25 protein-coding genes are annotated in these 23837 nt (G+C 44.1%); 22 read left to right on the forward strand and 3 right to left on the reverse strand.

Features of this window, described 5'->3' with window-relative positions:
- Positions 1 to 15: 15 nt before the first annotated feature.
- Positions 16 to 1356 (reverse strand): branched-chain amino acid transport system II carrier protein, encoded by a 1341-nt coding sequence (brnQ, locus tag ACQVGS_RS06360; RefSeq protein ID WP_095714206.1) that lies wholly within the window; start codon positions 1354 to 1356, stop codon positions 16 to 18.
- Between the two features lie 192 nt (positions 1357 to 1548).
- On the opposite strand from brnQ, the gene ACQVGS_RS06365 reads away from it, so the two are divergent.
- From ACQVGS_RS06365 to ACQVGS_RS06385, 5 genes are all read left to right on the forward strand, one after another.
- Positions 1549 to 2694 (forward strand): cysteine desulfurase family protein, encoded by a 1146-nt coding sequence (locus ACQVGS_RS06365; protein WP_105990207.1) that lies wholly within the window; start codon positions 1549 to 1551, stop codon positions 2692 to 2694.
- A gap of 3 nt (positions 2695 to 2697) precedes the next feature.
- Positions 2698 to 3903 (forward strand): tRNA uracil 4-sulfurtransferase ThiI, encoded by a 1206-nt coding sequence (gene thiI / locus ACQVGS_RS06370; RefSeq protein ID WP_106020267.1) that lies wholly within the window; start codon positions 2698 to 2700, stop codon positions 3901 to 3903.
- 92 nt (positions 3904 to 3995) lie between these two features.
- Positions 3996 to 4205, forward strand: coding sequence for an alpha type acid-soluble spore protein SspA (gene sspA / locus ACQVGS_RS06375; protein ID WP_014114778.1), 210 nt, complete (start codon positions 3996 to 3998; stop codon positions 4203 to 4205).
- A 177-nt stretch (positions 4206 to 4382) separates the two neighbouring features.
- A complete protein-coding gene (gene mbcS / locus ACQVGS_RS06380) occupies positions 4383 to 5972 on the forward strand; it encodes an acyl-CoA synthetase MbcS (RefSeq protein ID WP_106020266.1) in 1590 nt (529 codons plus the stop codon).
- A gap of 19 nt (positions 5973 to 5991) precedes the next feature.
- Positions 5992 to 7584 carry an amidohydrolase gene (locus ACQVGS_RS06385; protein WP_316961092.1) on the forward strand — a complete coding sequence of 531 codons (1593 nt, stop codon included), beginning with the start codon at positions 5992 to 5994 and terminating at the stop codon, positions 7582 to 7584.
- A 34-nt stretch (positions 7585 to 7618) separates the two neighbouring features.
- On the opposite strand, the gene ACQVGS_RS06390 is transcribed toward ACQVGS_RS06385, so the two are convergent.
- Positions 7619 to 8422: an NAD kinase gene (locus ACQVGS_RS06390; RefSeq protein WP_316961091.1), complete on the reverse strand. Its 804-nt coding sequence runs from the start codon at positions 8420 to 8422 to the stop codon at positions 7619 to 7621.
- Between the two features lie 184 nt (positions 8423 to 8606).
- Here ACQVGS_RS06390 and sppA point away from each other — a divergent pair, with 184 nt between their 5' ends.
- From sppA to ACQVGS_RS06455, 13 genes are all read left to right on the forward strand, one after another.
- Positions 8607 to 9614, forward strand: coding sequence for a signal peptide peptidase SppA (gene sppA / locus ACQVGS_RS06395; protein ID WP_044153849.1), 1008 nt, complete (start codon positions 8607 to 8609; stop codon positions 9612 to 9614).
- 12 nt (positions 9615 to 9626) lie between these two features.
- Positions 9627 to 10121, forward strand: a complete 495-nt coding sequence (locus tag ACQVGS_RS06400; RefSeq protein ID WP_188323213.1) for an RDD family protein — start codon at positions 9627 to 9629, stop codon at positions 10119 to 10121.
- Between the two features lie 75 nt (positions 10122 to 10196).
- Positions 10197 to 10877, forward strand: a complete 681-nt coding sequence (locus ACQVGS_RS06405) for a DUF2953 domain-containing protein (RefSeq protein WP_106020263.1) — start codon at positions 10197 to 10199, stop codon at positions 10875 to 10877.
- Between the two features lie 13 nt (positions 10878 to 10890).
- Complete coding sequence (ytfJ, locus tag ACQVGS_RS06410; RefSeq protein WP_024122491.1) at positions 10891 to 11346, forward strand: GerW family sporulation protein; 456 nt, start codon at positions 10891 to 10893, stop codon at positions 11344 to 11346.
- 109 nt (positions 11347 to 11455) lie between these two features.
- The gene (tpx, locus tag ACQVGS_RS06415; protein WP_024122490.1) at positions 11456 to 11959 is read left to right on the forward strand and encodes a thiol peroxidase; all 504 of its coding nucleotides are present in this window, start codon (positions 11456 to 11458) and stop codon (positions 11957 to 11959) included.
- Between the two features lie 61 nt (positions 11960 to 12020).
- On the forward strand, positions 12021 to 13007 hold the full coding sequence (locus ACQVGS_RS06420) for a class I SAM-dependent methyltransferase (RefSeq protein WP_106020262.1): 987 nt from the start codon (positions 12021 to 12023) through the stop codon (positions 13005 to 13007).
- A gap of 347 nt (positions 13008 to 13354) precedes the next feature.
- Positions 13355 to 14542 carry an acetate kinase gene (locus ACQVGS_RS06425; protein ID WP_024122488.1) on the forward strand — a complete coding sequence of 396 codons (1188 nt, stop codon included), beginning with the start codon at positions 13355 to 13357 and terminating at the stop codon, positions 14540 to 14542.
- 79 nt (positions 14543 to 14621) lie between these two features.
- Complete coding sequence (locus ACQVGS_RS06430) at positions 14622 to 15134, forward strand: MogA/MoaB family molybdenum cofactor biosynthesis protein (RefSeq protein WP_106020261.1); 513 nt, start codon at positions 14622 to 14624, stop codon at positions 15132 to 15134.
- Between the two features lie 168 nt (positions 15135 to 15302).
- Positions 15303 to 16514 carry an argininosuccinate synthase gene (locus ACQVGS_RS06435; protein ID WP_127696646.1) on the forward strand — a complete coding sequence of 404 codons (1212 nt, stop codon included), beginning with the start codon at positions 15303 to 15305 and terminating at the stop codon, positions 16512 to 16514.
- Positions 16511 to 17896 carry an argininosuccinate lyase gene (gene argH / locus ACQVGS_RS06440; RefSeq protein ID WP_106020260.1) on the forward strand — a complete coding sequence of 462 codons (1386 nt, stop codon included), beginning with the start codon at positions 16511 to 16513 and terminating at the stop codon, positions 17894 to 17896. The genes ACQVGS_RS06435 and argH overlap by 4 nt, the downstream gene beginning before the upstream one ends.
- A 64-nt stretch (positions 17897 to 17960) precedes the next feature.
- Positions 17961 to 18092, forward strand: a complete 132-nt coding sequence (locus ACQVGS_RS06445) for a hypothetical protein (RefSeq protein ID WP_010335290.1) — start codon at positions 17961 to 17963, stop codon at positions 18090 to 18092.
- 128 nt (positions 18093 to 18220) lie between these two features.
- A complete protein-coding gene (locus tag ACQVGS_RS06450) occupies positions 18221 to 18988 on the forward strand; it encodes an SDR family oxidoreductase (RefSeq protein WP_059335663.1) in 768 nt (255 codons plus the stop codon).
- A 63-nt stretch (positions 18989 to 19051) separates the two neighbouring features.
- Positions 19052 to 19735 carry a metal-dependent hydrolase gene (locus ACQVGS_RS06455; protein WP_024122482.1) on the forward strand — a complete coding sequence of 228 codons (684 nt, stop codon included), beginning with the start codon at positions 19052 to 19054 and terminating at the stop codon, positions 19733 to 19735.
- A 76-nt stretch (positions 19736 to 19811) separates the two neighbouring features.
- Here ACQVGS_RS06455 and ACQVGS_RS06460 read toward each other — a convergent pair whose 3' ends face one another.
- Positions 19812 to 20732, reverse strand: coding sequence for a LysR family transcriptional regulator (locus tag ACQVGS_RS06460; RefSeq protein WP_106022162.1), 921 nt, complete (start codon positions 20730 to 20732; stop codon positions 19812 to 19814).
- 156 nt (positions 20733 to 20888) lie between these two features.
- Here ACQVGS_RS06460 and ACQVGS_RS06465 point away from each other — a divergent pair, with 156 nt between their 5' ends.
- Genes ACQVGS_RS06465 through ACQVGS_RS06480 form a run of 4 tightly spaced genes read left to right on the forward strand, consistent with a single transcriptional unit; the run spans position 20889 to position 23823 of the window.
- A complete protein-coding gene (locus ACQVGS_RS06465) occupies positions 20889 to 21425 on the forward strand; it encodes a GNAT family N-acetyltransferase (protein ID WP_106020258.1) in 537 nt (178 codons plus the stop codon).
- 13 nt (positions 21426 to 21438) lie between these two features.
- Entirely contained in the window at positions 21439 to 22251 is an 813-nt protein-coding gene (locus tag ACQVGS_RS06470) for an amino acid ABC transporter substrate-binding protein (protein ID WP_316961089.1), read from the forward strand.
- A 21-nt stretch (positions 22252 to 22272) separates the two neighbouring features.
- The gene (locus tag ACQVGS_RS06475) at positions 22273 to 23082 is read left to right on the forward strand and encodes an amino acid ABC transporter substrate-binding protein (protein ID WP_024122478.1); all 810 of its coding nucleotides are present in this window, start codon (positions 22273 to 22275) and stop codon (positions 23080 to 23082) included.
- A 21-nt stretch (positions 23083 to 23103) separates the two neighbouring features.
- Entirely contained in the window at positions 23104 to 23823 is a 720-nt protein-coding gene (locus ACQVGS_RS06480; protein ID WP_024122477.1) for an amino acid ABC transporter permease, read from the forward strand.
- Positions 23824 to 23837: the final 14 nt, after the last annotated feature.

The raw sequence follows: 23837 nt of genomic DNA on the forward strand, positions 1-23837 counted from the left end.
CAGGCGACCATAACATTAACTTATTTCTTTAAGCTGCTGTTTGGATGTACCGATGAAAAAGGTAAGAATATAGCCGATAATGGCGGCGATGATTCCAGGAATCACCCAGCCGATGCCAAGGCTGTATAGCGGCAGATTGTCATTTAAAAACGTATTTAGAGCTCCGAGCGAAAAGCCGGCTGCTTTTATTCCGTCTAAAATACTGAATAATCCTGTACCGATTAAGCATGCAATGTAAACTTCACGTCTTTCTTTAAAGAGCTTATCAATAAATGAAAGAACGATAATGACAATGGCAAGCGGATAAATAGCTGATAAAATAGGAACTGAAAAAGCGATAATTTGAGCAAGCCCGAAATTAGAAATCATCAAGCTGAATAAAGTGACGATGGTAACGACAACTTTATATGATAACGCAGGGATAAGCTTTGAAAAATATGTGCCGCAAGAAGTGACAAGCCCAACGCTTGTGGTTAAACACGCGACTGTGATAGCTGATCCAAGTACGATATTTCCTAATGAACCGAATAAATAATGGGACGATGCTGATAAAATTTTAGCTCCTTCACCAACAGGCCCGATTGCGTTTGTGCTTGTTGCACCTAGGTAGGCCAGAGAAACATAAATGAATGTCAGCCCTAATGCAGCAATTATTCCGGCTTTAATACAAGCTGCCGCAAGAGCTTTTGATTGTGTAACGCCTCTGCTTTTCACAGCATTTACAACGACAACACCAAATACGATTGAAGCAAGCGCGTCCATTGTTTTGTAGCCTTCCAAAAATCCTTTAAATACCGGTGTTCCTTTATATGCTTCCGTTACTGCACCTAAACCGCCCATTGGCGTGATAATCGCTTTGAGAACAATCACTAAAATAATTGTGAATTTAATTGGAGTGAGAATTTTTCCGATTCGATCCACGACTTTGGTTGGGTTTAGCGCTAAATAGTAAGTAATGCCGAAAAAGATGAGTGTAAAAATTAATAAAGACAGTCTTTCAGGAACGCCAGCCAGAAACGGAACTGCACCAATTTCATAAGAAACGGTTCCTGTTCTCGGGATGGCGAATAATGGTCCGATTGATAAATAAAGCACAACAGTAAATACTGTACCGAATGCAGGGTGAGCTTTATCAGCAAGTCCTTTAGCATCCTTGCCGGTTAATGCGATAGCGATAATTCCGAGAAGAGGCAGACCTACCCCGGTCAGTAAAAATCCGCCGATGGCTTTCCAGACATTGTGTCCGGCTGCTTGTCCAAGTTCCGGCGGATAAATCATATTTCCTGCTCCAAAGAATAGCGCAAATAGCATGAAACCAATAATAATGGTATCTTTGACAGGCAGTGAGTGTTTCATGAAAATCCTCCTAATAATTATGTTAAAATATTCTGTCAATTAATTGTCAGATAATATGACGAAACGAACAAATCTTATTATATGGTAAAAAATTTAGAAGTCAATACTAGCTTTTTGTAATTTTCTATTAAATTTTGTTATGGTAACATAAATATCATACCTTGTACCGCTTTCATAAAGGAGTAAAAAAAGATGATATATTTAGATAATAGTTCAACGACCAAACCTTATAATGAAGTCTTGAACGTTTATGAACAGACTAGCAGCCGATATTTTGGCAATCCTTCATCTTTGCACCGATATGGAGCCGAAACGGAACAGCTGCTTCAGGCAGCCAAAAATCAAATAAAAAGAGCCTTGGGCCTAAAGAATTATGATATTGTATTTACGTCAGGTGCTACAGAAGCTAATAATGTGGCTTTAAAAGGAGCCGCTTTGTCAAAGATAAAAACAGGCAAACATATCATTGCCACTTCTATCGAACATCCGTCCGTTACTGAATCTTTGGAGCAGCTGACAGAGCTATTCGGGTTTGAAGTAACTTATCTTTCAGTAAATGAAGATGGATTTGTGTCCATTAAGGAACTGAAAGATGCGATTCGGCCGGATACCGTGCTTGTCAGCATGATGCATGTGAACAATGAAGTTGGCTCCGTGCAGCCGATTGAAGAGGCTGGAGAAGTGCTGAAGCAGTATCCGAACATTCTGTTTCACGTCGATTATGTGCAAGGCATCTTTAAAGTTCCCTTGGCGATCGAGAATGCCGGCATTGATCTTTGTTCCATATCCGGCCATAAATTCCACGGACTGAAGGGGACAGGTGCACTTTTAGTAAAGGAAGGAACGCGTCTTATCCCGCTGATAACAGGCGGCTCCCAGCAAAAAGGCATACGTGCAGGAACCGAGCATACAGCAGGTGCGGTTTCACTGGCCAAAGCCATCAATCTTGCGGCTGATGATTATCATCATCACCTTGAAAGAATGGCGGCCGCAAAGGAATTGTTTATGAAAAGGCTGAGTGATTCAGACGGTGTTGTCTTAAATACGCCTCACTTCAATAGCGCTCCGCATATCATTAATTTCTCTGTGCCGGGCATAAAAGCGGAGGTGCTTTTGCATATGCTGGAGGAAAAGGATATATTCGTTTCAACGACATCAGCCTGCTCGGCAAAGGAACATAAACCGAGCAAAGTCCTGTTACAGATGGGCAAGGGAGAGCAGATCGCCGGAAGCAGCATCAGAATCAGCTTAAACTACAGCCAGACAAGCGATGTGACAGAGCCATTTATGAACGCGCTTGTGCCTGGCATCAAAAAACTAAAAAAAATGATGAGGTAGAACATGAATTACGATCATATATTAATTCGTTTTGGGGAGATATCAACCAAAGGAAAAAACAGAAAAAGCTTTATTGAACGTTTAAAGCAAAACGTCAGGCTTGTCCTGAAAGACTATCCAACATTAAAATACTTTTCTAATCGGGATCGTATGACGATTACATTAAATGGAGTGGACCCTGAGGCTCTTTTTCCTCACTTGAAACAGGTGTTTGGCATTCAAAGCTTCAGTCTGGCCATTAAGTGTGAGAGCCGCCTTGATGATATTAAAACAACTGCCCTGCAGGCGATCAAGGATCAATACCGGCCTGGTGATACGTTTAAAGTCGCGACAAAGAGAGCGTATAAACAGTTTGAATTAGATACGAATGAAATGAACGCTGAAATCGGCGGCCATATTTTGCGAAATACAGAAGGGCTGACAGTTGATGTCCGCAATCCAGACATTCCGCTCAGAATTGAAATCAGGGAGGAAGCAACCTTTTTGACGATTCGCAATGAAAAAGGCGCCGGCGGTCTTCCGGTCGGTTCAGCGGGGAAAGCGATGCTGATGCTTTCCGGCGGTTTTGACAGCCCGGTAGCCGGTTTTTACGCAATGAAAAGAGGACTCTCAGTAGAAGCTGTCCATTTCTTCAGCCCGCCATACACAAGCGAACGTGCGAAACAAAAAGTGATGGACTTAGCGAAGTGTCTGTCTCGCTTCGGAGGAAGCATGACGCTTCATATCGTCCCGTTTACAAAGACGCAAGAGCTGATCCAAAAACAAATTCCTGAAAACTATACGATGACGGCAACCCGCCGCTTAATGCTTCAAATTGCCGACAGAATCAGAGAAAAAAGAAACGGGCTCGCGATTATTACGGGGGAAAGCCTCGGACAGGTAGCGAGCCAGACGCTTGAAAGCATGTACGCGATTAATGCGGTTACGTCTACACCGATTCTGCGTCCGTTAATCGCTATGGATAAAACAGAAATCATCGAAATATCACGGGAAATCGGCACATACGAAACAAGCATCCAGCCATTTGAAGATTGCTGCACGATCTTTACGCCGCCAAGCCCGAAAACACGCCCGAAAAAAGAAAAAATCGAACACTTTGAGAGCTTTGTGGATTTTGAACCGCTGATTCAAGAGGCGGTTGATCACATTGAAACAATGACATTATATAGCGAACAAGAAGCAAACGACAAATTCGCAGAACTCTTTTAACTAAGAGCCGGCTCCTGTATACAATTACCAAAGATTTTCTGTATGAAGCCATGTGTTTTAACACATTCTATACTCACAAGGAGGTGAGACACATGGCTAACAATAACTCAGGTAACAGCAACAACCTTTTAGTACCAGGAGCTGCTCAAGCTATCGACCAAATGAAATTGGAAATCGCTTCTGAATTCGGTGTAAATCTTGGAGCAGAAACAACTTCTCGCGCTAACGGTTCTGTTGGAGGAGAGATCACAAAACGTCTTGTATCTTTTGCTCAACAAAACATGGGCGGAGGACAATTCTAATTTACAATTTCACATAATGGCTTAGGAGTGGGGTTTTTCCCCACTCTTTTTCGTTTTTTTATAAAAAAGGACCAGCGGCCTATAAAAACCGATGTTTATGGAGCTTGTTTTTAGGCATATCCTTACGGAAACGGCATGTATTTATGTATAATGGGTGGAGAAAGTGAGGAGTTGTTCGTGTTGAAACGAGAAGATTTAATTGCCCCAATGGAATACAATTTAGTTAATGAAATCGAAAAGTTCAGTGCAACTGGACAAAAAACCGCCCTATTATGGGAGGATGAATCGGGCAAACAAAAATCATGGTCGTATGAAAAGCTTATGGAAGAAACAAATAAAATCGGTGCGGCTCTGGCTGATCTTGGATTTAAAAAGGGAGATAAACTGATTGTAATGGTGCCGCGTGTGCTCGAAGCCTATGCCGTTTATCTGGCTATCCTGAAATCGGGAATGGTCGTTATTCCTTGTTCTGAAATGCTTCGTGCGAAAGATCTTGAATACCGGATTGAACATGCCGAAGTGAAAGGCGCCATTGTTTATTCTGCTTTTATTGGCGCTTTCCGTGATGTCAGTACTGCAGACCGCCTGATTAAACTTTCTATTGGTGAAAATGATGCCGGATGGAAAAATCTATTAACGATTGATGCGGATGGAAGCCGTTTTCAAACTGCTGATACAACAAGAGAAGACATGGCGTTCTTGTCTTATACTTCCGGAACAACGGGACAGCCGAAAGGTGTTGTACATACACATGGATGGGCATTTGCTCATTTAAAAACATCTGCCGGTGCATGGCTTGATATTTCTGAACAGGATACCGTATGGGCGACTGCTGCGCCAGGCTGGCAAAAATGGGTATGGAGTCCGCTATTGGCGGTACTCGGAAGCGGAGCAACAGGTTTTGTGTATCAAGGCAGATTCAAAGCTGAAAAATATTTAGAGCTTTTAAACCGCTACAAAATCAATGTTTTCTGCTGTACGCCGACGGAATACCGTTTAATGGCAAAGGTCGAAGGCTTAGATAGCTACGATCTTTCAGCCCTGCACAGCGCTGTTTCAGCCGGTGAGCCGCTCAACCGCGAAGTGATTGACGTGTTCCAAAAGCATTTCGGCGTCAAGGTCAGAGACGGATACGGCCAAACAGAAAGCACGCTTTTAGTCGGTGTCTTAAAGGATATGGACATTAAACCGGGAAGCATGGGAAAACCGACACCGGGAAATCAGGTGGAGATCATCAATGAAGACGGTGAAATCTGCAAAACTGGTGAGGTTGGTGATATCGCTGTTCACCTCAGCACCCCGGCGCTCTTTAAAGAATATTTTAAAGATCCGGACAGAATGAAAACACAAATTCGCGGCGATTATTTCCTAACAGGAGACAGAGCAAGAAAAGATGAGGATGGTTACTTCTGGTTTGAAAGCCGGAATGACGATATCATTATCAGCTCCGGCTACACGATCGGGCCATTCGAAGTGGAAGATGCGCTCGTGAAGCACCCTGAAGTCAAAGAATGTGCTGTCGTCGCAAGCCCTGATGAAATAAGAGGCTCCATCGTTAAAGCATACGTTGTCCTGCAAGATCACGAAAAACGCAGTGATGAGCTCGTCAAAGTTCTGCAAAATCATGTGAAGACCATTACGGCTCCATACAAATATCCAAGAGAGATTGAATTTGTCGAAAGCCTGCCGAAAACGGCTTCTGCAAAAATCAGACGAGTGGAATTAAGAAAACGTGAAGAACAGCTCAAAGCCAATAAAGAGACGTAAAGAAAGAGAGTGAACGTGAATGAAGGCGATATGGCACGGCGGTTTCATTTATACGATGCTCGAAGAAGGCCACCAAACGGAGGCTGTTTATGTTGAGGATGGTGTCATAAAAGGCACCGGCAGCTATGAGAGTCTGAAGAAGAAATACAGTTCACCGGAAACAAAAGACATCAGTTTGAACGGAGCAGTCATGTTTCCAGGATTTGTGGACAGCCATTTGCATCTGATCGGGCACGGAGAAAAACAGCTCCAGCTTGATCTGTCTTCGTTTACATCTAAAGAAGCTGTGCTGCAGGCTGCGAAGGCAAGAGAAGAGAGCCTGTCTGAAGACGATTGGCTCATTGGAGAGGGCTGGAATGAAAATCAATTCCAGAAGCCGGCTTATTTGACGAAGCATGACCTTGATCCTTTATTCCCGGACAGGCCCGTCCTGCTCAAGCGGGTATGCAGGCATGCAATAGCGGTCAATTCTGCGGCGCTGCAAGCCGCAGGAATTTCAAAAGCCACTCCTGATCCCGATGGCGGAGTCATTGGCAGAGATGCAGACGGTGAGCCGACGGGGCTTCTGTTTGATAAGGCGCAGGATCTGGTCCTGCAAGCCGTTCCGCCTGTATCTCAGCACTATGTTGATCAGGCGCTTACAGCGGGCATTCAGGATTGCTGGACAAAAGGCCTGACAGGCGGCCATTCGGAAGATTTGTCTTATTACGGCGATGTGTCCGTTCCGATGAAAGCTTATGAGACGGCTGCGGCAAGCGGAAAGTATCCGTTTCGCTGTCATTTGCTCGTTCATCATGAAGCGGTTGATCGGTGGGAGCAAATGAAGAAGCCGTCTGGCCCGTACGTTGAATTCGGTGCGATGAAACTATTTTCTGATGGAGCGCTTGGCGGGAGAACAGCTTTGTTAAAAGAACCGTATCATGACGATCCTTCCACAAACGGTGTTCAAGTCCATGATGATGAAACACTCAGCCGCCTCGTTCAAAAAGCGAGAGAGAAAGGAATGGAGGTTGCCGTCCATGCCATTGGCGACCTTGCCTTTGAAAAGGTGCTGCAGGCTGTCGAGCAGCATCCGCCAAAAAGCGGCCGGCATGATCGTCTGATCCATGCTCAGGTGCTGAATGATGAACTGATTGAAAAAGCAGCACGCATGCCGATTGCTCTTGATCTTCAGCCTCATTTTGTCGCCAGTGATTTTCCGTGGGTGATTGACCGTCTTGGAGAAGACCGTATGAAAACAGCTTTTGCTTGGAAAACACTGATCTCTAAAGGCATTTTATGTGCAGGGGGTTCTGATGCTCCGATTGAGCCTGTTGAGCCGCTTCTCGGCATTCAGTCTGCGGTGCTCCGGACAAGCAGCCGCGAACAGAACGGTCCGAGCTATAACGAAAGCGAGTGTTTAACAGTATATGAAGCTATCAGGCTTTATACAGCAGGAAGTGCTGAGATCATTTACAAAGAGCAGACACGGGGGAAAATAGCCGAAGGGTATGACGCGGATTTTACCGTTCTCAGTGAGAATCCGTTTACAATTGACCCGAAACAGCTTCATCTTTTAAAGATAGAAAAAACCGTTATCAACGGTCAGATTGTATATGAGAATCAACAGTAAAAAGGACAGGCGAATAGCCTGTCCTTTTCTTTTTCTATAAAAATGTCCGTTTTACTTTCTCCCAAAATGAATTGTCCTTTAGTTTCACGGTTTTTATTTTTTTATCAGACAGCTTGATTTCAATCGTTTTCACGTTTCTTGTGCTGAGTGCTTCATTGTCCAAACCGATAATCGGGTGTTCATTTCCGGCTTGCACCACACGAAGCGTCAGCTTTCGTTCAGAGCTGAGGACAAACGGAGAGCCTAGCGTGCGGTAGGTATTATTGTTAAGCGAAGCAAGCTCCGTCACCTGCATGCAGGGAAGCAGCGGATCAACGACAGCTCCGGCCACAGACTTATTATAAGCTGTGCTGCCTGTAGGCGTGGAAATAATCATCCCGTCTCCTCTGAACGTTTCGAAGTGCAGATCGTCAATCAGCACATCCATCACAAAGGTTTTAATTATGCTCGAACGAATGGAAACTTCGTTTAAACAATGAAAAGGACTGGTCTGATCCACTGTCACTTCAATCAGCGGATATTTTCTGACCTCAATTTGTTCAAACGTCATCGCATCCACCATTTTTTCATGCTCATCACTATTAAAATCACAGTATAAATGAGCTTTCCCCTTTTTGGTGATGCCGACGTATAAGCAGTCGTCACGGAAATTCGTCTTTCTGACCGCCTGCAAAAATGTACCGTCTCCGCCTACACTGGCAATAATATTGGCGTCAGAAGGCTGATTGACAACAGTAAATCCGTTCTCTTCAGCCAATTGTGTTAAGGAGCTGACTTGTTTGTTTGTTTTCTGGTCCTGTTTGTGAAAAAAATAAACATTACGGCGATGATCGGTCATATCCCATTTCCCCTTTGCTGTCATATTTAAGTTTTTCTGCCATCCAGTATTTGTGATAAAATACCTTTGGTCATAAGTGTACCACGTTTGCCGGCAGCCCGTTAAGCCGGAGCTTTCTCATCAATGAAACATTTTTTCATTTGAATCGTATAATGAGAGAGTTTGGGAAAAAGGAGGAGAAAAAATGAATGCAAAAAGATGGATCGCATTAGTGATCGCCCTTGGAATTTTTGGCGTGTCCATCATCGTCAGTATCTCAATGAGTTTCTTTGAAAGTGTCAAGGGTGCCCAAACAGACCTTACGTCACTGACAGATGAATCTCAGGAAGTGACGCTTGAAAACGGAAGCCTTTCCAGCAAAATCGCCGTTTTGGAGGTCAGCGGCACCATTCAGGATAATGGTGATTCAAGCAGTCTGCTCGGTTCAGACGGGTATAACCACCGAACATTCTTAAAAAATCTTGAGCAGGCAAAAGAGGATGATGCGGTAAAAGGGATCGTACTCAAGGTAAACTCTCCGGGAGGCGGAGTGTATGAAAGTGCCGAAATACATAAAAAACTGGAAGAGGTAAAAAAAGAAACAAAAAAACCAATCTATGTGTCAATGGGATCGATGGCAGCTTCCGGAGGTTATTATATCTCAACAGCTGCCGATAAAATTTTTGCGACACCGGAAACCCTGACAGGATCTCTTGGGGTTATCATGGAGAGCGTGAATTATTCAAAGCTGGCTGATAAGCTCGGCATCTCTTTTGAGACCATTAAAAGCGGAGCTCACAAGGACATTATGTCTCCTTCCCGTGAGATGACAAAAGAAGAAAAAAATATCATGCAATCTATGGTTGATAACTCCTATGAAGGCTTTGTCGATGTCATTTCGGAAGGCCGCGGCATATCGAAAGCGGAAGTAAAGAAAATCGCGGACGGACGCGTGTATGACGGGCGGCAGGCGAAAAAACTGAATCTTGTGGATGAACTCGGATTTTATGATGATACAATTGCGGCCATGAAAAAGGATCATAAAAACTTGAAAAACGCTTCTGTCGTCTCTTACGAGGAAAGCTTCGGATTAGGCTCTCTGTTTACTATGGGAGCGAACAAAATGTTTAAAAGTGAAATTGATTTTCTGAATATGAGAGAAGTTCTTTCACAATCCGGTTCGCCGAGAATGATGTATCTCTATGCGAAGTAGGAGGGATCAATAATGGATGCGACATATGAAGAGTTAGAGCGCAGCGACATCGCAGGCCCGGATCAAGCGGAACAGCTCACACACGCATATGCGGGCTTTTGGGTCCGTTTTTGGGCTTTCCTGCTTGATTGGCTCGTTGTGTGGGGGGTAAACCATTTAATCGTTTCTCCCATCTTTACTTTATTGGATCTGCCGAAAATATCCGGCATGTTCACCATCTCAGCGTACAGCATCACAACGCTTTTCGTTTATCTGGCATACTTTGCGCTGATGACCAAATACTTCAGACAAACGCTCGGAAAAATGGTGTTCGGCCTTAAAGTAATTTCTGTCAAGCAGGGCTATAAGCTGACATGGAGCACTGTGATTTTCCGTGAAGTGGTCGGGCGGTATATTGATAAAATTTGGATTTTATATATCATCGTCGCTTTTTCTCCTAAAAAACAGGGGATTCATGATTACATTGCTGATACAACTGTGGTGCACGAAAAATTATATCGTAAATAACAGCTAAACCCGGACCCCGTCCGGGTTTATTTTTTGCTGAATGGGCGATAATGCTTCCTAGAGGAAGTGAAGAATATGGTATATGTGCTGTCAGCCATTCTTATTCTTATAGGTATCGTGCTGCTTCTCAGAATGAAAATTCATGTTGGCGCGGAGTATCTTCATGCTGAGGATAATGACAAAATAACTTTGAAAATTACAACGCTGTTTGGCCTGGTTCGGATTAAAAAAACAATTCCGGCGATTAAGGTGAACAAAGATGATGGAACAGTCGATATCAGACAGAACACAAAAACGAAAGTGAAAAAAAGCAGCAGCAAGAAAAAAATTACGTTTGATGATGTGCAGCAAAGCATCAATAAAATTGAAATGCTTCTGCATCATGTCACTAAGTTAAGGAAAATCAGCGCCTCTTTTATAGCGCATTTGCATATCACAAAACTCGAATGGATCACAGTTGTCGGGGTTCATGACGCAGCAGTGACAGGTGTGTTAACGGGTGCCGTATGGGGAGTCAAAGGCGGTATCGCAGCTATGCTTCATGACCATTTAGACTTTGTGAACAAGCCTGTTTATGAAGTGATTCCATCGTTTCAAGTCCCTGTTTCCAAGACCCATTTTCAGTGTATATTCTTTTTTCGCTTTGGACATGCTATGCTTGCAGCTTTCAAATTCGTCAAATACGGACGGGAGCTTTCTGTATTAAAGAAAAATCCGTCGGCTCGAATGACTTCAAAGAATGATTCATCAGTTTAAGGAGGAAGCGTATATGGCAGACCATCCCATCCAAGGTTTAATGAAAACCGCAATGGAAAACTTGAAGGAAATGATTGATGTTAACACAATCATCGGGGATCCGGTTGAAACACCGGATGGAAGCGTGATTTTAACCGTTTCTAAAGTCGGATTCGGATTCGCCGCAGGCGGCAGCGAGTTTGGCGGCAAGCCGGCTGAGAAAAAATCGGAAGACGATGAAACAAGAGAACAAAAACTGCCCTTCGGAGGCGGAAGCGGAGGCGGTGTGTCCATTACGCCGATCGCGTTTTTAATTGTCGGTTCGACTGGCATCAGAATGCTTCATTTAGATGAAAATACACATTTGATTGAGAAAATTCTAGACGCAGCCCCTCAAACACTGGAACGCATACAGCAAATGTTTAAGAAAAATAACAAGAATCAAAACCAAGGCCAAAATCAAAACCAAATGAACAATATGAATTATTAAAGAAGGGTTAACTGCGGCGGCCGCAGTTAACTTTTTTTTGGCATAAACTTTGCAGTTTGCAAGAAACTTTACTATGATAGAGACATACATACGAAAGGGAGGAATTATAATGGCTGAAATTACATTCAAAGGCGGTCCTGTTACGCTTGTCGGACAAGAAGTGAAAGTAGGGGATCAAGCTCCTGATTTCACAGTGCTGACAAACAGCCTTGAAGAAAAATCGTTAGCTGACATGAAAGGAAAAGTAACGATTATTTCTGTTATCCCTTCAATTGACACAGGCGTTTGCGATGCACAAACCCGCCGCTTTAATGAAGAGGCTGCAAAGCTTGGAGATGTCAACATTTACACAATCAGTGCGGACCTTCCATTTGCACAGGCGCGCTGGTGCGGAGCAAACGGAATTGACAAAGTAGAAACTCTGTCAGACCACAAAGACATGTCATTTGGCGAAGCGTTCGGTGTATACATAAAAGAACTTCGTCTGCTTGCGCGTTCCGTATTTGTGCTTGATGAGAACGGAAAAGTCGTTTACGCTGAATATGTAAGCGAAGCAACGAACCACCCGAATTATGAAGAGCCGATTGAGGCTGCCAAGGCATTATTGAAGTAAGCAGGTGAAAAAAGCTCCAGGCTGCCGCCGGAGCTTTTTTCATGGCAAGGAGGAACACATTATGCAAAACGATCATGTAGGTGCGGTATACGGGCTGCTGGATGATGCCGCGATCATCATAAAAAATGAATTGCAGATTTCATATATAGAAGCGCTTGCCGAAGCGGGAGAAATGTATTTTCTTGAAAAAACAGATCAGCTGAAGCTGCCGAATGAGAAGGCTGCAAAGCTTCAAGCACTGCTTGAAAAAGCCGAATTTGACACATATGAGCACGAGTGGGTGCGCAAAGCATTCCAGCTTGCCGTCCTAAAGGGATTAAAGGATATATCCCATCCAAACAGACAAATGACACCGGACACAATCGGGCTTTTTATCAGTTATCTGGTAAATAAGTTTATGGCAGGAAAAAAGGAGTTAACGCTTCTTGATCCGGCTGTCGGAACGGGAAATCTTCTGTTCACCGTGTTAAACCAGCTGTCTGAAAATACGGTGAAAAGCTATGGCATAGAGATAGATGACGTGCTCTTGAAAATCGCCTATGACCAGGCGAACCTTCTGAAAAAAGAGCTGGAACTGTTCCACCAGGACAGCCTCGAGCCGCTGTTTATCGATCCGGTTGACACAGTGATATGCGATCTGCCGGTTGGCTATTATCCGAATGACGAAGGGGCAAATGCCTTTGAACTGAAAGCGGATGAAGGCCATTCCTTCGCCCATCATTTGTTTATTGAGCAAAGCGTCAAGCATACGAAACCGGGCGGATACCTGTTCTTTATGATCCCGAATCATTTGTTTGAAAGCTCTCAAAGCGACAAGCTGAAGCAGTTTTTCAAGGACAAGGTTCATATCAATGCACTATTGCAGCTGCCGAAATCAATTTTTAAAGACGAAGCCCATGCCAAAAGTATCCTTGTGCTTCAGAAAACAGATGAAGAGACGAAAGCGCCGAACCAAATTCTGCTTGCGAATCTGCCGTCTTTCTCCAACCAGAAGGCGATGCTCGACATGATGGCGCAAATAGATGCGTGGTTTACTAAGGAAAAATAGAAAATGAAAAAACAGTTTGAGCGTCCGTCATATGAGGAAGCTTAAGCTGTTTTTTTGTTTGAACATCAGAGGGCAGATAAACGAATTGAATAGGGTTTCAAAACACAAAATACGAAAGGAGAAACTGCATGATGTAAGCGTTAATCAATGTTAAGCGGATAGGCAATGTGTCTGAAAATAACGACTTCTTTTTGTAAGCGTTATCAATACACAAGTTGACTTGAAAAGCCGACATGACAATGTTTAAATGGAAAAGTCAGATATTTTTCGGGAGAAAATGATGATTCACCCGGGAAAAAAGTACGAAAAACGAAGATGTTGATACAGAGTAAAAAGGAGCGTCAATCATGTCCAAAATTATTGCAATTAACGCAGGAAGCTCGTCTTTGAAATTTCAGCTTTTCGAAATGCCTTCAGAAACCGTTTTAACGAAGGGCTTAGTTGAACGAATCGGTATCGCCGACAGTGTGTTCACGATTTCTGTAAACGGCGAAAAAAATACAGAAGTAACTGATATACCTGATCATGCGGTAGCGGTTAAAATGCTGCTTAATAAGCTGACAGAATTCGGCATTATCAAAGATTTAAATGAAATTGACGGAATTGGACACCGTGTGGTACACGGCGGAGAAAAATTCAGCGATTCCGTTTTATTAACGGACGAAACAATTCAGGAGATCGAAGATATTTCTGAATTGGCGCCGCTGCACAACCCGGCAAATATCGTCGGAATTAAAGCCTTCAAAGAAGTGCTTCCAAATGTTCCTGCGGTTGCTGTTTTTGATACGGCATTCCATCAGACAATGCCTGAGCAGTCTTACCTGTACAGCCTGCCATACGAATACTATGAAAAATTCGGTATCCGTAAATACGGCTTCCACGGCACTTCTCATAAATATGTGACTGAGCGTGCGGCAGAGCTTCTCGGCCGTCCGTTAAAAGATTTACGCCTGATTTCCTGCCACCTTGGCAATGGCGCAAGTATTGCAGCTGTTGAAGGCGGAAAATCAATTGATACATCTATGGGCTTCACGCCGCTTGCCGGTGTTGCAATGGGTACACGCTCTGGAAACATCGACCCTGCCCTTATCCCATACATTATGGAGAAAACAGGCCAGACAGCTGACGAAGTACTGAATACATTAAACAAAAAAAGCGGACTGCTTGGCATCTCCGGTTTCTCAAGCGATCTTCGTGACATCGTTGAAGCAACGAAACAAGGAAATGAGCGCGCGGAAACTGCGCTTGAAGTCTTCGCGAGCCGCATCCACAAATACATCGGTTCTTACGCTGCCAGAATGAGCGGTGTGGATGCGATTATCTTTACTGCCGGTATCGGTGAAAACAGCGTAGAAGTCAGAGAACGCGTTCTTCGCGGTCTGGAATTTATGGGCGTATACTGGGATCCTGCGCTTAATAACGTACGCGGTGAGGAAGCGTTCATCAGCTATCCTCATTCTCCAGTAAAAGTTATGATCATTCCGACTGATGAGGAAGTCATGATTGCACGAGACGTTGTTCGTTTAGCTAAATAATGCAAAAAGCACATTCTCTTGAATGTGCTTTTTTGTTGAAGCATGATAAAGGTAGACAAAAATACAAAGAGGTGAGCCAATGAGCGTTCAAGAGCATAAACAAGAAGCACCCGATATTGTCCGGTGCAAAGTGATTACTGTCAGTGATACGAGAACGGAAGAAACGGATAAAAGCGGCAGGCTGATGATCTCATCTTTAGAAGAAGCCGGCCATCAGATTGCTGCATATGAAATTGTGAAAGACGAAAAGGATGCCCTGCAGCGGTCTGTCTTAGCGGGATGCATGGATGATCAGACGGACGCGGTCCTCTTAAACGGCGGGACGGGTATTGCAAAGAGGGACGTCACCATTGAAGCCATTACGCCGTTGTTTTCTAAAGAGCTGCCCGGCTTTGGAGAAATATTCAGGATGCTCAGTTATACAGAAGACATCGGCTCCAGTGCGATCATGTCGAGAGCCACAGCCGGCGTTATCCAACACACAGCCATTTTTTCAACGCCAGGCTCCAGCGGTGCGGTAAAGCTGGCGATGAATAAGCTGATTATTCCGGAGATCGCCCATGTGGTCAGAGAAATCAGAAAAGACAAGTAAATGAATAAATACTACGAAACTTCACCTGGAAAAATGGGTGAAGTTTTTTTAATAAAAGGCTTGAAAAAAAGGAACTTACTTGTTAAAGTGTATACATACAAAATGTATTTTTATTAAATATAATTTATTTTTATACAAAAGAAACAGGGTTGAGAGGAGATTTTTATCATGGCAGAACAGAAAAAAGTCGTATTAGCATACTCAGGGGGTCTCGATACTTCCGTCGCGATAAAATGGCTTCAAGAGCAAGGGTATAATGTCATCGCCTGCTGTCTGGATGTCGGCGAAGGCAAGGACTTGGCGTTTGTTCAGCAAAAAGCGCTTGAAGTCGGCGCAACAAATTCTTACGTGATCGATGCAAAAGAAGAATTCGCCCAGGATTACGCGCTGTTATCTTTGCAGGCTCACACGATGTATGAAGGGAAATATCCGCTCGTGTCCGCATTGTCTCGGCCGCTTATTGCAAAAAAATTAGTCGAGATCGCAGAAAAAGAAGAGGCGCAGGCAATTGCGCACGGATGTACAGGGAAAGGAAATGACCAGGTGCGTTTTGAGGTATCAATTAAATCATTGAATCCTGACCTTGAAGTCATCGCTCCGGTTCGGGAATGGCAATGGTCTCGTGAAGAAGAAATTGAATATGCGGCAAGCCGCGGCATTCCGATTCCGATTAATCTTGACAGCCCATATTCCATTGATCAAAACCTTTGGGGACGCGCAAATGAGTGCGGCATTTTAGAAGATCCGTGGGCTGCTCCGCCAGAAGGAGCATACGACCTTACAGCGCCGCTGGAAAAAACACCGGATACACCGGAAGTGATAGAAATCGCATTTGAACAAGGCGTGCCTGTATCCATCGACGGCGTCTCTTACTCACTTTCTGAATTAATTTTAAAACTGAACGAAATTGCAGGCGCGCATGGTGTCGGACGTATCGACCACGTAGAAAACCGCCTTGTCGGCATTAAATCCCGTGAAGTATACGAATGCCCGGGTGCGATGACGCTTATCAAAGCACACAAAGAACTGGAAGATTTGACATTAGTGAAAGAGGTCGCGCACTTTAAACCGGCCATCGAACAAAAGCTGTCAGAAATCATTTACAACGGCTTATGGTTCTCACCTTTAAAAGACGCGCTGCACGCTTTCTTAAAAGAAACGCAAAAACACGTTACAGGCATCGTTCGCGTGAAGCTGTTTAAAGGCCATGCGATTGTAGAGGGGCGTAAATCAGAATACTCTCTATATGATGAAAAGCTTGCAACATATACAAAAGACGATGCGTTTGATCACCATGCGGCAATCGGATTTATCGAGCTTTGGGGACTTCCGACAAAAGTGAACAGCATCGTGAAAAAGAAGGAGCAGGTTAAAGCATGAAGAAGCTTTGGGGAGGCCGATTCCAAAAAACACCGGAAAAATGGGTCGACGAATTCGGCGCGTCCATATCATTTGACCAACATTTAGTGACCGAAGACATTACAGGGTCTCTCGCACATGCTGCCATGCTGAAAAAATGCGGTATCCTGACAGAAGAAGAAGAGCTGAAAATCCGTGAGGGACTGAATGCCCTTTTGCAAAAAGCAGAAGACGGGGCATTAGAGTTCTCAGTTGATTATGAAGATATTCATTTGAACATTGAGAAAATGCTCATTGACGAAATCGGCCCTCTCGGCGGCAAGCTGCATACCGGAAGAAGCCGGAATGACCAGGTGGCAACTGACATGCATTTGTACCTGAAAAACCATGTCACTCACATTATCGAGCTGATAGAGGCATTCCAAGGCGCGCTCATTGATAAGGCAGAAGCAAATGTTGAAACCATTCTGCCGGGCTACACTCATCTTCAGCGCGCCCAGCCGATTTCATTCGCTCACCATCTGCTTGCGTATTTCTGGATGCTGGAGCGCGACAAGGAACGTTTTCAGGATTCAATGAAGCGGATCAACAAATCTCCGCTCGGCTGCGGAGCGCTCGCGGGTACCACCTTCCCGATCGATCGTGAGTATTCAGCAGAGCTGCTCGGCTTTGATTCCATTTATGAAAACAGCCTCGACGGCGTCAGCGACAGAGATTTCATTTTGGAATTTTTAAGCAACAGCAGCATGCTGATGATGCACCTTTCCCGTTTCTCTGAAGAAATCATTCTGTGGTGCTCGCAGGAGTTTAAATTCATTGAGCTAGACGATACGTATGCAACGGGAAGCAGCATGATGCCGCAGAAGAAAAACCCGGATATGGCTGAGCTGATCCGCGGCAAAACAGGACGCGTGTACGGTGACATGATGGGGCTGTTTACGATCATGAAAGGCCTTCCGCTCGCTTATAACAAAGACCTGCAGGAAGACAAAGAAGGCATGTTTGACACGGTGAAAACGGTCGAAGGCAGCCTGCAAATCTTCACAGGCATGATTCAAACAATGACTGTGAACAAAGACATCATGAAGCAAGCGACAAAACAAGACTTTTCAAATGCGACGGAGCTGGCTGATTATTTAGCGAAAAAAGGAATGCCATTCAGAGAAGCGCACGAAGCGGTCGGAAAGCTTGTGTACACATGCATCGAAAAAGGAATCTATTTAAGCGACATGCCGTTTGACGATTTTCAGAAGGCGAGCGATCTCTTCGAAGAAGATATTTACACTGTTTTGGATCCTTATCATGCGGTCGAAAAAAGAATGAGCGCAGGAGGCACGGGCTTCAAACAGGTTGAGGAGGCGCTCGTAAAGGCGAAAGCTTGCGTGGCTGCCGGAGTTTGTTAAAATTTCCTTCATAAAATCTCGTCATTATAGCCAACCTACCCCTATAATGATGGGAGGCAGAAGGATGAAAAAAGAACCGGAACGCTATATTTATGATGAACAAGAAAGCCAGGAGACAACAAGGCTCATTTCCGAAGCATATCAAAGCGGTTATGTGGATATCCCGGATCAAGAGCCTTCATCTTCTGCGGAATAGGCTGTCTATTATAGGCAGCTTTTTTTGTATGGCAAAGTGTAAAAAGTGATATTGCCGGCCTTTTATAGTAAAGTAGAAGAAGAAACACTTTATTGAAAAGCGGCGACGTTGCTTTGGGAGGTATTCATGTGCGACATGCTTTAATTACTGCCGGTTCGAAGGGATTAGGCCGCAAAGTGACTGAAACATTGCTTGCAAAGGGGTATTCAGTAACAGTGAATTACAGGCAGGATGAAGAGGCAGTAAACCGCCTGAAGGAAGCCTGTCCTGATTACCTTGACCGGCTGCAATTTGTAAAAGGTGATGTCACCAAAAAAGAAGATTTGCTGCGCATCGCAGACGCTGCCTTGGACCGCTTCGGGAGAATCGACTTTTTGATTAACAACGCGGGGCCATACATATTTGAACGAAAAAAGTTAGCTGATTATACCGATGACGAATGGTACGGTATGCTGGAAGGGAATTTAAGCGCCGTCTTTCACTTATTCAAAGCAGTTATTCCGGTCATGAGAAAACAGCAATTCGGGCGTATCATCACGTACGGATTTCAAGGCGCGGCACACGCACCCGGCTGGCTTCACCGCTCCGCTTTCGGCGCCGCAAAAGTGGGATTGGCTTCTTTAACAAAAACAATTGCGATAGAAGAAGCTGAATCGGGCATAACCGCTAATATGGTTTGCCCGGGCGACATTGTCGGCGACATGAAGGAAGCGTCAATTGAGGAAGCCAGACAGCGTATCGGCAAAGAAAAAACGCCGATAGGAAGATCCGGCACCGGTGAAGATATCGCCAGAATCATTGCCTTTTTGTGCGAAGAGAACTCAGACCTGGTGACAGGAACTGTAATTGAAGCAACCGGGGGCCTCAATGTGATTAACAAGAATCAATCCACATAAGTTTTTCAGCATCTTAAAAAGGGAAAATGAAAACATAAAAAACAAAGTGACGAGGTGAAGGAAATGAAAGTAACGTATCACGGACATTCTGTAGTTGCAGTAGAAACGAATGACCACCATATTTTATTTGACCCGTTTTTGACAGGAAATTCGTTAACCGACTTGAAGCCGGAGGATGCAAAAGCGGACGCTATCTTATTGACTCACGGCCACAATGACCACGTGGGCGACACTGAGCAAATCGCAAAGCAAAATAACGCGCTGGTTGTGGCACCGAATGAGCTTGCTGTATATTTGGGATGGAAAGGGTTAAATGTTCACCCTATGCACATCGGCGGCTCCCATCAGTTTGATTTTGGGAAAGTGAAGCTTACACAGGCCTTTCATGGATCTGCCATCACTGACGAAGAAAATAAAACGATCACCTACACAGGCATGCCATCCGGTATTCTGCTGACTGTCGAAGGCAAAACGATCTTCCACGCCGGCGATACGGCTCTTTTCTCTGACATGAAGCTGATCGGGGAGCTGAACCATATTGATCTTGCCTTCCTGCCGATCGGCGACAACTTTACGATGGGGCCTGAAGACGCCAAACTAGCTGCAGAATGGCTGCGGGCAAAACAAGTTGTACCGGTTCATTACAATACATTCCCGGTCATCGAGCAAGACCCGGAAGCATTTGCAGACAGCCTGCCGGGCGGAGTCGGAAAAGTCATGGCCGTCGGTGAATCGATTGAGCTTTAAACGCTGAAAGCATCTCCTGAAAATCAGGAGATGCTTTTTATTTTTCGTGCGGAATGACCGTTGTCATTTTTGCCATTTATAATTCGGAACTGACCGCAGCTTTCAGCTCTTGGCTGCGCTGATGGAAGCAGTTGTTAATTCGATCAATTAAGTCCTTTGTCGCGCTGTCAAAATGTTTTTCTTTTCTGTTTGTCAAAAGCCCTATAGGCGGTGATATGTCTAGATTGATAATGGGGATGACTTTTGTGCCTTTCAGCGGTTTAGAATGTGCCGTACTGGTGAAGATTGAAATACCAATGTTTTCTCGCACGTAATATTCATGTGCCATGCTGCTTGTGAGCTCCATTTTCTTGTAATGATTACTAAATGCCTTATGCAAGTGCTGTTCAATTTGAATACGAATGGGGCAATTGGCAGGCGTAAATATAAAACATTCGCCTTCTAAATCAGATAAATGAACAGCTTTTTTCTCAGCGAGCCGATGACGATCAGATACAATTAAATTTAAAGTGTCATAAAAAAACGGTTTGTAATAATTTTCAAGAATCAGTTCCGGTTCGCCGCAGACTGCAAAATCAATAGTGCCGTCTAAAAGCTTTTGGCTGCAGGTATTGGCGTCATCTACGTTTACATTAACCGTTATCTTTGGATAATCATTTAAGAAATCCTTCAGAATATCAGGAAATATGAAGCTTGCAGTCGGCTCTGAAATGCCTACATTGATAATGCCGGCATCCCCTTCCTTTAAGTCGGAAAGAGTGTGCGTAAGCGCCTCGTATTGAGTTAAAAGATCCCCTGTTTTTTCGAAAAAGAGTCTTCCGGCTTTTGTCAGCTGCAGGTGTTTTCCCCGTTCAAACAATTGCACGCCTAAATCCTGCTCTAATTGCTTCATGCGCATCGATATTGTCGGCTGTGAATAGTTTAATATTTCCGCAGCCTTATAGAAGCTTCCGAATGTAACAATCGTATGAAACGTTTTAATTGAGCGAAACTCCAATGTGCTTCTCCCCCCTGTCTTTTCATCATTACATTTTCTGAACTCAAGGATTATTTTTTTTGATTAGTCAAACATGAAAGTATGCTTTATAGTATAAACAATAAAAGCTTAGTAAACAAATAGGAATTGTATATTTTGTGGAGGAGAGTGCTCAAAATGAGTGAGGATATTTTTCGATTGGCAACTGTTGAAGATGCACCGGAGTTTTTAAAACTGGTTAACAGCGCCTTTCAACCAATTCGGCAGCTGGATATTGATTGGCCTTCCACAAGAGCTGACATACATATGGTGTCAGAAAATATCAAAAATCATTCAGCAGTTGTGCTGGAGCGGGACGGCAAGCTCATCTCAACGATTACCATCCGGTTTCCATGGGAGAATGAATCGCCCCCTTCAAAATATCCATTTGTATGGTGGTTTGCAACGCTGCCGGAATATAAAGGGAAAGGCGTCGGCAGTAAGCTGCTGACGTATGTTGAGGAAAAAGTGCTGCGGGATATGCTGAAGGCACCGGCGCTGACGCTCGGCACCTCGGCGCGCAAGCATCCTTGGCTCGTCGATATGTACAGAAGGAGGGGGTATGAAGTGTATTTTGAGCAGGAGAAAGATGGGGATATAGGTGTCATGATGCATAAGGTTCTGATTCCGGAACGATTTGAGCCGTCGCTTTTAGGCACCCCCAGCTGGGCATAATGAGAGGCAGCCTATGAATAAGCGAATGAGAATAGCTTTTCTGCTGTCGGTGTTTGGATTACTGGCTGGATGCGGACAGGAAACAAACGGGAAAACGGATAGTCAGGCTCAAACGATTATTGTCGGCACTGGGACAGATTTTCCGAATATTGCATTTTTAAATGAAAAAGGCGATTTGACCGGGTACGACATTGAAGTGATGAAAGCCATCGATAAACAATTGCCTCAATATACCTTCGAATTTAAGACGATGGATTTCTCAAATCTTCTGACGAGTCTTGGAAATAAAAAAATTGATGTGATCGCCCACAATATGGCCAAAAACAAAGAGCGCGAAAAACGTTTTTTGTATCATAAAGTGCCGTATAACTATTCGCCGATGTATATCACCGTGAGAGAGGATAATAACAAGATTCATACATTAAAAGATTTACACGGAAAAACAGTCATGGTCGGTGCCACGTCGAATGCAGCGGATTATATCACGACGTACAACAAAGCTCACCGCAATCCGATTCATCTGAAATACGCCGGGCAGGGAAGCAATGACACGGCCAATCAAATTGAAACCGGCCGTGCCGACGCAACCATATCCACACCGTTTGCGGTCGACTTTCAAAATAAAACGCACGCTTTCCGTCAAAGGACAGTCGGTGATGTGTTATTGGATACTGAGGTATATTTCATGTTCAATAAAGGCAGTCAAACCTTAGCTGATGATACGGATCAAGCCATTAAAAAGCTGGAGAAAGACGGAACGTTAAAAAGGCTGAGTCAAAAATGGCTCGGCGCAGATTACTCAAAATCAAGTTTTAAAAATAAATGAAGCTGAAAATGAGGCGATAAGATGAGGACAAAAGCAGCTGTCATGACAATATTGTTTGCCGTTACAACAGTCCTTTCGGCTTGCGGCGGCAGCCAAACAACGGGGGCTGGAGAAAAGAAGGTGCAGACGATTACAGTCGGAACCGGGACTCAATTTCCGAATATTTGCTTTATTAATGATGATGGCGATTTGACCGGTTATGATGTCGAGCTGGTTAAAGAGATTGATAAGCGTCTGCCGAATTATAAATTCACTTTCAAAACGATGGAATTTTCCAACCTGCTTGTCAGTCTCGGCCAGCATAAAGTCGATATCGTGGCACATCAAATGGAGAAAAGCGAAGAGCGTGAAAAAAAGTTTCTCTTTAACGAGGTCGCCTACAATCATTTCCCTTTAAAAATAACCGTCCTTCAAGATAACGATACCATTCACGGGATTGAAGATTTAAAAGGGAAACGGGTCATTACAAGCGCAACCTCAAACGGCGCGCTTGTGTTGAAAAAATGGAATGAGAAACATGGCGACCCATTCGAGATTGCCTATGCGGGCCAAGGTTCAAACGATGCCGCGAACCAGCTGCAGTCAGGCCGTGCCGACGCGACAATCTCAACGCCTTTTGCAGTGGATTTTCAAAACAAAACGAGCGCGATAAAAGAAAAAACGGTCGGTGATGCGCTCTCCAATGCCAAAGTGTATTTTATGTTTAACAAAAATGAACAAACATTACGTAAAAACATTGACAAAGCATTACAGGAAATCATTGATGACGGAACACTGAAAGAGCTCAGTTTAAAATGGCTGGGCGACGATTATTCCAAGGAACAGTATTGAGTATAAAGAGAGGGAGCCGTGATGGAAAAAGCGTTTGATATCAGCATGATTGCAGATTTTGTACCGACCTTAATCGGCTATCTGCCGGTTACATTATACATTTTAACGCTGTCATTGCTATTCGGGTTTGTATTGGGGCTCTTTTTAGCGCTGCCCCGCATCTATAACTTTCCTATTGTAAATCAATTTGCAAGAGTGTATATCTCGTTTTTCAGAGGTACACCCGTTATGGTGCAGCTTTTTATCGTGTTTTATGGCATACCGGCGCTGACGGGGGTGATAGGGATTGATACATCAAAAATGGATCCGTTTTATGCCGCTGTTGCAACATACGCGTTAAGCAATGCCGCAGCAGCAGCTGAAATCATTCGAGCAGGGGCGGGCAGTGTTGATAAAGGCCAAACGGAAGCGGCGTACAGTATTGGTCTCAGCGGAAGGCAGGCTTTCAGGCGCATCGTTCTGCCCCAGGCCTTTGTGCAGGCTTTTCCGAATATGGGAAACATGGTGATCAGTTCTTTAAAAGATACGTCTCTTGCTTTTTCAATAGGTGTGATGGATATGTCGGGAAGGGGCCAAACACTGATTACCTCAAGCAATCATTCTCTTGAAGTGTACATTGCGCTATCCGTTGTTTATTATGCCGTAGCAGTTTTATTCGAAAGGTTCTTTACATTGGCCGAAAAACGAATCAAGAAGGATCAAAAACGACTTGTTACCGTTTTTGACATGAACATACATTGAAATATGTACGGGGA

Source organism: Bacillus sp. SD127 (genome assembly GCF_058566445.1).

Coding starts and splice junctions, on each gene's coding strand:
- brnQ (WP_095714206.1), bottom strand. CDS start 1,356: ATGAAACACTCACTGCCTGTCAAAGATACCATTATTATTGGTTTCATG.
- ACQVGS_RS06365 (WP_105990207.1), top strand. CDS start 1,549: ATGATATATTTAGATAATAGTTCAACGACCAAACCTTATAATGAAGTC.
- thiI (WP_106020267.1), top strand. CDS start 2,698: ATGAATTACGATCATATATTAATTCGTTTTGGGGAGATATCAACCAAA.
- sspA (WP_014114778.1), top strand. CDS start 3,996: ATGGCTAACAATAACTCAGGTAACAGCAACAACCTTTTAGTACCAGGA.
- ACQVGS_RS06385 (WP_316961092.1), top strand. CDS start 5,992: ATGAAGGCGATATGGCACGGCGGTTTCATTTATACGATGCTCGAAGAA.
- ACQVGS_RS06390 (WP_316961091.1), bottom strand. CDS start 8,422: ATGACCGATCATCGCCGTAATGTTTATTTTTTTCACAAACAGGACCAG.
- sppA (WP_044153849.1), top strand. CDS start 8,607: ATGAATGCAAAAAGATGGATCGCATTAGTGATCGCCCTTGGAATTTTT.
- ACQVGS_RS06400 (WP_188323213.1), top strand. CDS start 9,627: ATGGATGCGACATATGAAGAGTTAGAGCGCAGCGACATCGCAGGCCCG.
- ACQVGS_RS06405 (WP_106020263.1), top strand. CDS start 10,197: ATGGTATATGTGCTGTCAGCCATTCTTATTCTTATAGGTATCGTGCTG.
- ytfJ (WP_024122491.1), top strand. CDS start 10,891: ATGGCAGACCATCCCATCCAAGGTTTAATGAAAACCGCAATGGAAAAC.
- tpx (WP_024122490.1), top strand. CDS start 11,456: ATGGCTGAAATTACATTCAAAGGCGGTCCTGTTACGCTTGTCGGACAA.
- ACQVGS_RS06420 (WP_106020262.1), top strand. CDS start 12,021: ATGCAAAACGATCATGTAGGTGCGGTATACGGGCTGCTGGATGATGCC.
- ACQVGS_RS06425 (WP_024122488.1), top strand. CDS start 13,355: ATGTCCAAAATTATTGCAATTAACGCAGGAAGCTCGTCTTTGAAATTT.
- ACQVGS_RS06430 (WP_106020261.1), top strand. CDS start 14,622: ATGAGCGTTCAAGAGCATAAACAAGAAGCACCCGATATTGTCCGGTGC.
- ACQVGS_RS06435 (WP_127696646.1), top strand. CDS start 15,303: ATGGCAGAACAGAAAAAAGTCGTATTAGCATACTCAGGGGGTCTCGAT.
- argH (WP_106020260.1), top strand. CDS start 16,511: ATGAAGAAGCTTTGGGGAGGCCGATTCCAAAAAACACCGGAAAAATGG.
- ACQVGS_RS06445 (WP_010335290.1), top strand. CDS start 17,961: ATGAAAAAAGAACCGGAACGCTATATTTATGATGAACAAGAAAGCCAG.
- ACQVGS_RS06455 (WP_024122482.1), top strand. CDS start 19,052: ATGAAAGTAACGTATCACGGACATTCTGTAGTTGCAGTAGAAACGAAT.
- ACQVGS_RS06465 (WP_106020258.1), top strand. CDS start 20,889: ATGAGTGAGGATATTTTTCGATTGGCAACTGTTGAAGATGCACCGGAG.
- ACQVGS_RS06470 (WP_316961089.1), top strand. CDS start 21,439: ATGAATAAGCGAATGAGAATAGCTTTTCTGCTGTCGGTGTTTGGATTA.
- ACQVGS_RS06475 (WP_024122478.1), top strand. CDS start 22,273: ATGAGGACAAAAGCAGCTGTCATGACAATATTGTTTGCCGTTACAACA.
- ACQVGS_RS06480 (WP_024122477.1), top strand. CDS start 23,104: ATGGAAAAAGCGTTTGATATCAGCATGATTGCAGATTTTGTACCGACC.